This is a genomic window from Microcoleus sp. S13C4, from assembly GCF_036700865.1.
Lineage (GTDB): Bacteria > Cyanobacteriota > Cyanobacteriia > Cyanobacteriales > Microcoleaceae > Microcoleus.
In genome coordinates this window covers 17,237-27,300 of record NZ_JAUBPS010000034.1, presented here as the reverse complement: position 1 = coordinate 27,300, position 10,064 = coordinate 17,237, and the positions used below count along the sequence as shown (strand labels likewise).

The window sequence follows — 10,064 nt, the reverse complement described above, 5'->3', positions numbered from 1 at the left end:
GCACTGGATTTTTCGGCTAGCTGTTGCTGAAACTCGTGTTCCCGGTGTTCTCTTTCGGCGAATTGCTGCTGCAAAGATTCCAGAGCACTGGATTTTTCGGCTAGCTGTTGCTGAAACTCGTGTTCCCGGTGTTCTCTTTCGGCGAATTGCTGCTGCAAAGAAGCGATCGAACTTTCGCGTTCACTCAACTGCTGCTGTAAACTTTCGTAACTTGACTTCGCTACTGTTTCCTGCAATTGGCTTTCGAGATTTTGCTTTTCGGTAGCTAATTGCTGCTGCAAAGAAGAGATCGAACTTTCGCGTTCAGCCAACTGCTGTTGTAAACTTTCGTAACTTGACTTCGCTACTGTTTCCTGCAATTGGCTTTCGAGATTTTGCTTTTCGGTAGCCAATTGCTGCTGCAAAGAAGCGATCGAACTTTCGCGTTCAGCCAACTGCTGTTGTAAACTTTCGTAACTCGACTTCGCTACTGTTTCCTGCAATTGGCTTTCGAGATTTTGCTTTTCGGTAGCCAATTGCTGCTGCAAAGAAGCGATCGAACTTTCGCGTTCAGCCAACTGCTGTTGTAAACTTTCGTAACTCGACTTCGCTACTGTTTCCTGCAATTGGCTTTCAAGATTTTGCTTTCCGGTAGCCAATTGCTGCTGCAAAGAAGCGATCGAACTTTCGCGTTCAGCCAATTGCTGTTGTAAACTTTCGTAACTTGACTTCGCTACTGTTTCCTGCAATTGGCTTTCGAGATTTTGCTTTTCGGTAGCTAATTCCTGCTGCAAAGAAGCGATCGAACTTTCGCGTTCAGCCAATTGCTGTTGTAAACTTTCGTAACTCGACTTCGCTACTGTTTCCTGCAATTGGCTTTCGAGATTTTGCTTTTCGGTAGCTAATTGCTGCTGCAAAGATTCGATCAAACTTTCGCGTTCCGTCAACTGCTGCTGTAAAGCTTCGTAACTTTCTTGGAGCGGATTTGGCTGTACGCTCACCGAGTCCGATAGAGTTTCTGCCGTTACAGCGTCATTAATTTCGCTTTCTTCGGCTGTTTCCCCTTGCAAGTCGGGGGCCTCTACCTGCGTTTCTTCACCTTTTTTCCAAGTGACAGTAACTTCCGTCTTGTCCTTAGAAATATCCAGAGCGCCTTGTGCCAAGCGTTCTAGGAGTTCCGACCTTGATATTCCGAGTTTTCGAGCGATCACGTTTAATCGATCGGCACTAGAAGAAGTCAGCGAAAGTCCGACTTTGACTTTGCTTTCTGAATTGGAACTAACTACATTGCGATTTTTTTTGACCATTGGCATTTTCCTCATGCCAACCTACACTTATTAGTATAGTGGCTGAAGCTTCTATTAAAATTAATTTTTGCTACTTACCAATTGTGGCAGCTTCCGTTCCCAATTGAACAAAAATCCTTGAATATACTCTTGCGTCCATTCCTCGCCGTAGAACCGCGTGAACATTCCCTGACCCGGGGTTTTTTCGTCACGATACCGCAGATAGCGCAGTTGAGCTTGTAAGCCGTTGTTTTAAAGCGAAGCTTCCAAAGTCGCACCTGCAACCCGATGATCTCGATCTTTTGCCAAATAGCTCACAGCAGCGCGAGCTTGAGGATTGTCAAATTTGCTTAGTGCGCGAGCAACTCGCAGCCGAATTCCCCAGTAATCCGAACTTACTAAAGGTAATAATTTCTGCAATGCCTCTTCTTGCTTCACAGTATTTGCCAGCAGACCCAATCCGTCAATTGCTGCTTCCTGAACTGGTAAATCTTCGCCGCCAAGACCGATCGCACAAATTTCAAATACTGCATCAGGACACTGCATTTCGTACAGCGGAGCCATAATGCTGCGGCGGACTAGCCAATTGTCATCGCGGCGAAAAGCTTCGACTAAATGAGAAATTGCCTCGGTTCCGAACCTTGACAAAGAGTTAGCGGCTTCGGCGCGCACGTTAGGGTCGCGATCGAACTGCATCATTTTTAACAGCGCCGCAAAAGCTTCCGCAGTTTGAATCTGCCGCAATCCCATCGCCACGAACGATCGCACCATAAACTCGCGATCGTCCACTTTGCTCAGCAACATCGGTAGCGCCACCGCAGAATCGCACTTTCTCAGAGCCGTTACCCCCCGCAGCCTCTCTTGAGAATCCGAACTTTGCAGCGCTGCTTGGATTTCGCTAATTTCCATAAGCCAATTATATATTTATTTTTGTTACGTTTCTTTACAATCTTAGCAAAAATTCCCGGATTTTAGGCAGATTTAAAAAAAGTTCACTGCTGAGCAAGAAATTTTGTGGTTATTTAAGCGAATTTTTTTATTAGTAATGAAGGCAATCAATACCCGATTTATTTGAGTATGCGGAGGCATTATTTATCTTTTTCAAGATGTGTTGACAGCCGATTTTTTTTTTACAAGCATCGGCTTGGTAGTAGTGCAGAACAGAATCATTTTTAACCCGAATTTCGGAGATAAAAGCGCAGTTTAAAACCCTAGTTTTCCCGCGCATAAAATCCCAAGTGATTGGCAATTGGACGTTCCTGCATGGGGATTTTATTCTGAATCGGAGCATTCAACAGTTTCGCTCCTGACGGCGATGCTACTGCAAAAGTTACCGACCCGCCGCCATCTAAATTTAGCACTGTCTCGGCTCCCAACTGCATGGAAATATCAGTTATTTCGCTCAATTTCAGCCCTTCACTGTAAAGCCTCTGCTTGCCGTCTGCCAGAATTAACCACAACTTGTCGCCTGTTTTGTCGATCGCGGCGACTGCACGGGGATATGGTTTATCCTGTTTGCGTTCTTCCTGACTTTGTGCTACGGGTTTACCATTTTTCACCAGCAAAGTATCTCCGGCAACTGCATAGGCTGTTCCCGCAGGACAAGTGCCGTTTTCGATTATTTGAGCGCGGTTTTTGGCATCAAAACAAAGGGCGGGAAAGCCTGAATGTGGTTGAGAATAAGCTTGGCTTTTGGCAATGGCGTGTCCGACATTATTTACTCGATCGCCACTGCGGGGATAGTAATCCCAAGGTGCTTCCTCGATGCAGGGATAAAAAAAATTGCCGTTGACTGCTAATTGCAATTTAAATGCTTTCAGGAATTCAGTAGCCGTGCGGGCATTGGTTTCTGTTAAATCGGGTGTTGGGTTTCCGGGAGTGACAAAAATTCCTATTCCCGGCGCTTGTAGGTCGATGCTAACCATGTGAATTAGCGTGGGACGCGGATTAGTCCGAAATTCCCTGCGGTAGGCTATTCCTTGAAAGAGCGATCGGGCTTCGCTTGTTTGTTCGGGGCGCAAAAAGTAGGGAATGTTGTAGAGTAGTATTGGTGCGAGCAATATTCCGAGACCGAGAATATGCGAAATTTGTTTGATCTTGGGCCGATAAGTCATACCATTTTAGATTTGAGATGGAGGACGGGAACAGTGACAGATTTATATATTTTCAACCATCCTGTACTAATATGAAGTATTCGGATTCCAATAATTTTAGCAATCAAATTTTACGAAATCGATCGTTCCAAGGACAAATTCTTAACGGTGCTGATTTCAGCGGTGCGGATGTTCGAGGCTGCAATTTTAGAAATGCTCAGTTAGCGGGTGCGAATTTTCTTGGTGCGAAAATCGGGCTTTCTCGGCGACAGATAGCTGTTTTGAGTGGTGGGGCGATCGCCATTGGTTTGGTTGTGGGCGATGTTCTGACTCGACTGATTTTGGGAACTCAAGGACAAGTACCGGGCTCTGGCAGTTGGCCTTTTGTTCTGTTGCTGTACGGGGTTTTGAGCGCTGCTGGTTTCGCTTCGGCGATCGCCAGCAAACAGCCAAAAACCTCAAAAGCGGGTAGATTGGCACAAACAATTTCTGCTATTCTATCAGGAGCTTTGTTGGGATTTTTCTATGCTGGCACTGCAACTAATAATAATTCCCAGGCTGCTCTTGCTGGAATGTCGATCGGCGGGGTGTTAATGTTTTTTGTGAGTTCCCGGATTCGTAGCCAATTTGCACAGGTTGTGATCGCATCGGCTGGAAGTGTGGCGACTTACGCAGCGGCTTTTTTGTTGAGTGCAACGGCGAGCGCTTTTCTGAGCACTCACAAACTGTTTTGGGGTATGTGTTTCGGTTTGCTGTCGCTGCTGTATCTTTGGTTTGCGTTTGTGTCTTTCTCGGCTATTGTTCGAGAGATTGGAAATGCTGAGGGTACTTCGTTCAGAGGGGCAAATCTCGCTGATGCTAAGTTCGATATAAATTACCTCAATCTAAAATCTAAAATTTAAAATCTAAAATTCCCCGACTGATATTCAAACAGCAATTGAGCCAGAAAGCGACGCTTTGCTGCAAACGGTGAGGGAGCAAATGGCGCTCGCCACTTTCAATCCCAACGACAGCGAACTGCTCAAAAAGATTGTCGAATGTATGGGAGATTTGCAGGGAATGATGAGGCTGAGTTTAGTCGATACATCATATCGCTGGCTATTGGTTTAGGTCACTATGGTTTTCTACTATTGGCATTATATCTGGGCGTTTATTCTCGGTTCGATCGCCCTAATTTACACTTAAACATTGAAAAGCGCTCGCCCTTGATTTTTCTCAAAGAATTCAAGGGCGAGCGCTCTAATCAAAGTATTTATCTCATATCAGAGATTTTTGTTGCAAGCTGTTTTTTTTGCATGAACAGCTTGATTAACGGAGAGGGAGGGATTCGAACCCTCGTTAAGTTGCCCTAAACACACTTTCCAGGCGTGCGCCTTCAACCGCTCGGCCACCTCTCCAGGGCTAAATTCATTCATTTAGCCACAGCTAAACTATCTTAGCAGAACAAATCTGATTTGGGAAGGGGTAACGACATAAATTTGCTGTTTAATATGGGTAGGGTGTGAAACGGGCAGGCTTGGGTTCTCCTCCCTGGGTCGCAAACCAATTCATTTCAAGGATATTGCCCCGCCAACCCCAATCTAAAATCTAAAATCTAAAATCTAAAATTCCATGACTAACTCTTACACAATTAAAATTCATAACAGACAGACAGGCGATCGCCACACCGTGCGAGTACCCGAAGACCGCTACATCCTGCAAAGCGCGGAAAACCAAGGAGTAGAATTGCCCTTTTCCTGCCGCAACGGCGCTTGTACAGCCTGTGCGGTGCGCGTCAACTCGGGAGAACTGCACCAGCCAGAAGCAATGGGGCTTTCGGTGGAACTGCAAAAAGAGGGTTATGCCCTGCTGTGCGTCAGCTATCCCCGTTCCAACATCGAGGTAGAGACGCAAGACGAAGACGAAGTGTACGAACTGCAATTCGGCCGCTACTTCGGCAAAGGTAAAGTTAGAGCCGGTTTGCCCTTGGATGAAGAATAAGGCAATTTGATAAATAATCAACTACCAATTATCCATGCTTTATCGATTATGTGCGATCGCCCTTTGTCTGTTGCTAGCTAGCTGCCAAAAACCAGAAATTCCGCAAGGTACGATCGCCAAAGTAGAAAGGGCCATCAGCGGCCAAACAATCGAAGTTATCAGTACAGCCGACAAAATAGCCTTATTAGAACAAATCAGGCTGATTGGTATTGATGCGCCGGATTTAAAACAGCAGCCTTGGGGAGAAGCAGCGAAACAAAGACTAGAACAGCTAATTGGGGGAAAACAGGTATTGTTAGAATCAGACATCGAACAAAAAGACCAGTTCGATCGCAAACTAGCCTACTTGTGGCAAGATAAAATTTTGCTCAACGAACTGCTAGTCAAAGAAGGTTATGCCCTCGCCTCGGTGCGATCGCCAAACACCAAATACCAGCAGCGACTCATCAACGCTCAAGAATGGGCGAGACTCATGGGTAAAGGCCTGTGGAATCCAGAACGAGCTTTGCGCCAAACTCCCGCAGAATTTCGCCAGCAAAATCGGAAATAATCATGAGTCATTAGTCATTAGTCAAGGACTAAAAACTCCTCAGTTATAACTAATAACTAATGAGCAATGATTTCATTCTTCCCTCTTCCTTCTTCCTTCTTCCTTCTTCCCTCTTCGTTCATGTCCTTCGCGTCTTCGCGGTTCGTACTTCCCTCTTCCTAATGACTGACAATCAACTGCAAAACTTCTTAGAAATAGCCACCGAAGCAGCCCTAGCCGCCGGTTCCGTCCTGAAATCTTTCTGCGGAAAATTAGAAAAAATTCAAGAAAAAGGTCGATCGGGCGATTTAGTCACAGAAGCCGACAAAGCCTCAGAAGCCGTCATCTTAGAAATTCTCGGCCGCCACGTACCCGACCACGCCATCCTCGCCGAAGAATCCGGCAAATTAGGGGATGCCAGCAGCAAATACCTGTGGGCGATCGACCCTTTGGACGGCACAACCAATTTTGCTCACCAATATCCTTTTTGGGCCGTGTCGATCGGACTTTTAATCGACGGCGCACCACAAATTGGAGTAATTTACGACCCTTTTCATAACGAATTGTTTCGGGCAGGCAAAGGATTGGGAGCAACCTGCAACCGTTCGCTGATCGAAGTTTCCCAAATCTCAGAATTGAGAACCAGTTTGCTAGTCACCGGCTTTGCCTACGATCGGCGCGAAACAGCAGACAATAATTATGCCGAATTCTGTCACCTCACCCACCTCACCCAAGGCGTGCGGCGCAGCGGTTCCGCATCCCTAGACCTGGCACACCTCGCGATGGGGCGATCGGACGGATACTGGGAACGGGGACTCGCCCCTTGGGACGTAGCAGCCGGTGTACTCATCGTCTCCGAAGCCGGAGGTCAAATTACAGCTTATGACGGCAGTGCCTTTGAGATGAACTCGGGTCGGATTTTGGCCACGAACGGCAAAATACACGCCGAACTCAGTGGCGCACTGCTAGCTGTTCCTCCGTTATCTTCCTGGGGGTAATGTACCCGCAGCAAGAGATCGGGGGTAGTACGGGGGTCAGAACCCCTTGACTCAAGCTACATTAAAGAATAGTGAAAAGCCAGGAAAGGAAGAGTAAAAGTTATGTCTTTTGAAATGACAAAAGGGCTGTTCAAGTATGACTTTACTGATCAGCACGCAATTTTGGGAATTCCCTTAGACGCCGAGTTTAACGACATCCGCAAGCGCTACATGAAAATCGCCCGCCGCTTGCATTCGGATACTTGCTCTTTTGAAAGCCAAGCCGATAAGGATTGGGCTAACCAATTTTTGTCAAAAGTAGTCAATCCGGCTTACAACAAATTTTCCAAGGAAAGCGATCGCAAAGAATACAGCCTGCTATTAGCAGCCATCGGAAAGCGCGTTGTTAAAGAACAGGCGAAAATGCACATTGAAAGCGAAGCAGCCAAACAGTTAGCTACCGCTCAAAATTGGGAAGAAGCTTACAAAACAGCAGTTAGCAAACTCGCTCTCAAGCAGTACGAATCAGTTAAGGAAACGCAAGAGGCGATCGATCAAATTAGCGAACTTAACATGGTGTACCTGCTGCGAAAAGAGCGCATGGGTGGTGGTGTTGGGGTTGCACCCGGTTCACCCATAAAAGATGCAACCCCACCCCCACCCCCACCCCCAACCCCAACCCCAACCCCAACTCCAACCCCGCCCAAAGACGACCCGCGGATCGAAGCCTATTGCCGCCGAGCTCAAGGATTTATGGACAGCAAAAATTACGCTAAAGCAAGTTTGGAGTTGAGGGAAGCCCTGAAGGGCGCCCCGAAACACAGCAAGGCTCACGCTATGTTAGCAATGTGTTATCTTGAACAAAATCAAGCCACAATGGCGAAACTTGAGATGAACAAAGCTTTGGCATCAAATCCTGAAGAACCGACGGCTTTGGAGGTTAAGAAAAAGCTGGAACAAGCTTCCGCAAAAGCCAAAAAAGGTGACGATAAACCAGGATTTTTTGCAAGTTTGTTTGGCGGGAAGAAGAAGTGAGAAGTGGTGAGTTGTGAGTCTGGAATAGTTAGAAATTGGTAAACTGCTCAGCAGTGGAGTGAGTTCGCTCAAAAGAATCAAGAGTTGGTGATATCACATCGGATCGCAGTCAGAATTATACCGTCAGTGCGATTGTCCCGCGAGATCGGATGCTCCAGAAAGAACGGGACGATCGCACTGACGGGGAAAATGATTATTTCGATGCAAACGAAAACGATATGACGCCTTAATTTGTTAAAGTCGAATGTTAAGCAGGCCTCCTTCGACTTTAACACCGTCCCCTAAAGCTAAGCTTCTAAGCCCAATCTAAAATCTCAAATCTAAAATTGATATGACACCTTAATTTGTTAAAGTCGAAGGTTAAGCTTGCCTCCTTCGACTTTAACACCGTCCATAAAGCTAAGCTTCTAAGCCCAATCTAAAATCTAAAGTCTAAAATCTAAAATTGATATGGTTCACCAACCCCCATCCGGTGCAAGAGATTTATTGCCCCTTGACGTTGCTCAAAAAATTTCGATCGAACGGCGCTTGCAGCAGGTTTTTCACCGCTGGGGCTATCACCGGATTATTACTTCAACTCTAGAACGGCTGGAAACTTTGATGGCTGGGGGCGCGATCGACCGATCGACCTTAATTCAATTGCAAGACGCCGAGGATGGAGAACTTGGTTTGCGGCCGGAATTGACAGCATCCATCGCTCGGGCGGCTGCGATGCGGATGGCCGGGACTCGCTGGCAGCCTCAGCGCCTTTACTACAACGCTAACGTGTTCCGCAAAGGCCCAGATACTGGCTCAGGCGGGCAACAGGAGTTCTATCAAGCTGGGGTAGAGCTGCTCGGCGCGGGCGGGACGTTTGCGGATGCGGAAGTGCTGCTGCTGCTGTCAGAGTGCTTGCAGAGCTTGGAAATAGATGACTGGCATTTGGTTTTGGGAGAAGCGGGCTTGACTGCAACATTGCTAGAACCGTTTCCGCCAAACGTGCGCCAGAAAGTTCGGGGGGCGATCGCCAATCTCGATCGAATTGCCTTGGAAACTTTGCCGCTGTCAACCGAATTGCGAGAAAGAGCTCTGCTGTTATTTGACTTGCGCGGCCGCCCAGAAGAGGTGTTGCCAATTGTTGCCAAACTGGATTTAGATTTGCCGCAGCAATCGGCGTTAAACAATCTCAAATCGGCGATCGAATTGCTGCACCAATGCCAGTCAAAAATTCCCAATCTAAAATCCCACATTCACCTCGATTTGAGTTTAATTCAAACATTTGACTACTACACTGGAATTGTGTTTGAAGTTGTCAGCAGCAGCAAGACAGGACAGCGAGTTTTAGGACAAGGGGGACGCTACGACCAACTGTTGGGACTGTTCGACCCCCAAGGTCAAAATTCCCCCGGCATCGGGTTTTGTCTGAATATTGAAGATTTGCACCAAGTTTTGCTGACAGAGGGGCAATTGCCCACGGAGACACCAGCTAGCGAATGGTTGGTTGTGCCTCAAACTCCTGAAGCTGGGGCGGCGGCCTTTGATTATGCTCGCAAACTCCGAGAGTCTACTAACCTAGTTCGGGTGGAAATAGATTTAGAGAGTCGGGAGACAGCAGAGTCGGCGCGGGAATACGCGCGCGATCGACGAATTGCTCAAATTGCTTGGGTAAATGCTGAAGGATTGCCAACAATTGAAACGGTAAATTAGGCTAATTGGTAATTAGTAATTAGTAGTTGGTAATTGGTTAAAAATCACCCGATATGATATTATGTATCCTGCTGATTGAGAGAAGGTTTTGCCAATTGCTAATTGCTAATTCCCTATCTAACTAAAATCTTTTGAGAGAACACTATGGCACACACTATTGTTACGAATATTTGCGAGGGAGTTGCGGATTGCGTCGGCGCTTGTCCGGTTGCTTGTATTCACCCCGGTCCCGGCAAAAATGTCAAGGGTACTGATTGGTTTTGGATTGATTTTGATACCTGTATTGACTGCGGTATTTGTTTGCAGGTGTGTCCTGTCGAAAAAGCGATCGTTCCAGATGAACGGCCTGAGTTGCAGCAAACTCCCTCTTAATTGCAATTGAGGGCTAGATAGCTACATTAACTAAGGGGTAAGGTGCGCGGTTCGGCGCACCTTACATTCACTTTTTGTGCGAACCGCAGAGGGCGCAAAGGGCGCAGAGAAGAAGGGTGAGAAATAT

At 46.9% G+C, this 10,064-nt stretch carries 12 protein-coding genes and 1 tRNA gene; 8 read left to right on the top strand and 5 right to left on the bottom strand.

Annotated features, from left to right (window positions below; translation table 11 throughout):
- From QT996_RS15905 to QT996_RS15890, 4 genes are all read right to left on the bottom strand, one after another.
- Positions 1–1,286: ribbon-helix-helix protein, CopG family (locus tag QT996_RS15905; RefSeq protein ID WP_333047675.1), on the bottom strand; the 1,286-nt coding region annotated here is incomplete at its 3' end.
- 60 nt (positions 1,287–1,346) lie between these two features.
- On the bottom strand, positions 1,347–1,496 hold the full coding sequence (locus tag QT996_RS15900) for a hypothetical protein (protein ID WP_333047699.1): 150 nt from the start codon (positions 1,494–1,496) through the stop codon (positions 1,347–1,349).
- 21 nt (positions 1,497–1,517) lie between these two features.
- Positions 1,518–2,174 (bottom strand): HEAT repeat domain-containing protein, encoded by a 657-nt coding sequence (locus tag QT996_RS15895; RefSeq protein WP_333047674.1) that lies wholly within the window; start codon positions 2,172–2,174, stop codon positions 1,518–1,520.
- A gap of 302 nt (positions 2,175–2,476) precedes the next feature.
- Positions 2,477–3,379, bottom strand: a complete 903-nt coding sequence (locus tag QT996_RS15890) for a phosphodiester glycosidase family protein (RefSeq protein ID WP_333047673.1) — start codon at positions 3,377–3,379, stop codon at positions 2,477–2,479.
- 71 nt (positions 3,380–3,450) lie between these two features.
- Here QT996_RS15890 and QT996_RS15885 point away from each other — a divergent pair, with 71 nt between their 5' ends.
- Both QT996_RS15885 and QT996_RS15880 read left to right on the top strand, forming a co-directional pair.
- The gene (locus QT996_RS15885; protein WP_333047672.1) at positions 3,451–4,260 is read left to right on the top strand and encodes a pentapeptide repeat-containing protein; all 810 of its coding nucleotides are present in this window, start codon (positions 3,451–3,453) and stop codon (positions 4,258–4,260) included.
- 79 nt (positions 4,261–4,339) lie between these two features.
- Complete coding sequence (locus QT996_RS15880; protein WP_333047671.1) at positions 4,340–4,468, top strand: hypothetical protein; 129 nt, start codon at positions 4,340–4,342, stop codon at positions 4,466–4,468.
- Between the two features lie 202 nt (positions 4,469–4,670).
- On the opposite strand, the gene QT996_RS15875 is transcribed toward QT996_RS15880, so the two are convergent.
- Positions 4,671–4,755 (bottom strand) — tRNA-Ser (locus QT996_RS15875).
- A gap of 214 nt (positions 4,756–4,969) precedes the next feature.
- On the opposite strand from QT996_RS15875, the gene QT996_RS15870 reads away from it, so the two are divergent.
- The 6 genes from QT996_RS15870 to QT996_RS15845 all read left to right on the top strand — a co-directional run bounded on the left by QT996_RS15870 (position 4,970) and on the right by QT996_RS15845 (position 9,937).
- Positions 4,970–5,338, top strand: coding sequence for a 2Fe-2S iron-sulfur cluster-binding protein (locus QT996_RS15870; RefSeq protein WP_190662974.1), 369 nt, complete (start codon positions 4,970–4,972; stop codon positions 5,336–5,338).
- A 34-nt stretch (positions 5,339–5,372) separates the two neighbouring features.
- Positions 5,373–5,888: a thermonuclease family protein gene (locus QT996_RS15865; RefSeq protein ID WP_333047670.1), complete on the top strand. Its 516-nt coding sequence runs from the start codon at positions 5,373–5,375 to the stop codon at positions 5,886–5,888.
- 161 nt (positions 5,889–6,049) lie between these two features.
- Positions 6,050–6,865, top strand: coding sequence for an inositol monophosphatase family protein (locus QT996_RS15860; protein WP_333047669.1), 816 nt, complete (start codon positions 6,050–6,052; stop codon positions 6,863–6,865).
- Between the two features lie 102 nt (positions 6,866–6,967).
- Positions 6,968–7,879: a tetratricopeptide repeat protein gene (locus QT996_RS15855; protein ID WP_333047668.1), complete on the top strand. Its 912-nt coding sequence runs from the start codon at positions 6,968–6,970 to the stop codon at positions 7,877–7,879.
- A gap of 450 nt (positions 7,880–8,329) precedes the next feature.
- On the top strand, positions 8,330–9,565 hold the full coding sequence (locus QT996_RS15850) for an ATP phosphoribosyltransferase regulatory subunit (RefSeq protein ID WP_333047667.1): 1,236 nt from the start codon (positions 8,330–8,332) through the stop codon (positions 9,563–9,565).
- A 144-nt stretch (positions 9,566–9,709) separates the two neighbouring features.
- Complete coding sequence (locus QT996_RS15845) at positions 9,710–9,937, top strand: indolepyruvate ferredoxin oxidoreductase subunit alpha (RefSeq protein WP_333047665.1); 228 nt, start codon at positions 9,710–9,712, stop codon at positions 9,935–9,937.
- The last annotated feature ends 127 nt before the right edge of the window (positions 9,938–10,064 follow it).

Bases quoted from the DNA above. Each gene is read 5' to 3' on its own strand.
- QT996_RS15895 (WP_333047674.1), bottom strand. From the start codon at position 2,174: ATGGAAATTAGCGAAATCCAAGCAGCGCTGCAAAGTTCGGATTCTCAA.
- QT996_RS15890 (WP_333047673.1), bottom strand. From the start codon at position 3,379: ATGACTTATCGGCCCAAGATCAAACAAATTTCGCATATTCTCGGTCTC.
- QT996_RS15885 (WP_333047672.1), top strand. From the start codon at position 3,451: ATGAAGTATTCGGATTCCAATAATTTTAGCAATCAAATTTTACGAAAT.
- QT996_RS15880 (WP_333047671.1), top strand. From the start codon at position 4,340: ATGGCGCTCGCCACTTTCAATCCCAACGACAGCGAACTGCTCAAAAAG.
- QT996_RS15870 (WP_190662974.1), top strand. From the start codon at position 4,970: ATGACTAACTCTTACACAATTAAAATTCATAACAGACAGACAGGCGAT.
- QT996_RS15865 (WP_333047670.1), top strand. From the start codon at position 5,373: ATGCTTTATCGATTATGTGCGATCGCCCTTTGTCTGTTGCTAGCTAGC.
- QT996_RS15860 (WP_333047669.1), top strand. From the start codon at position 6,050: ATGACTGACAATCAACTGCAAAACTTCTTAGAAATAGCCACCGAAGCA.
- QT996_RS15855 (WP_333047668.1), top strand. From the start codon at position 6,968: ATGTCTTTTGAAATGACAAAAGGGCTGTTCAAGTATGACTTTACTGAT.
- QT996_RS15850 (WP_333047667.1), top strand. From the start codon at position 8,330: ATGGTTCACCAACCCCCATCCGGTGCAAGAGATTTATTGCCCCTTGAC.
- QT996_RS15845 (WP_333047665.1), top strand. From the start codon at position 9,710: ATGGCACACACTATTGTTACGAATATTTGCGAGGGAGTTGCGGATTGC.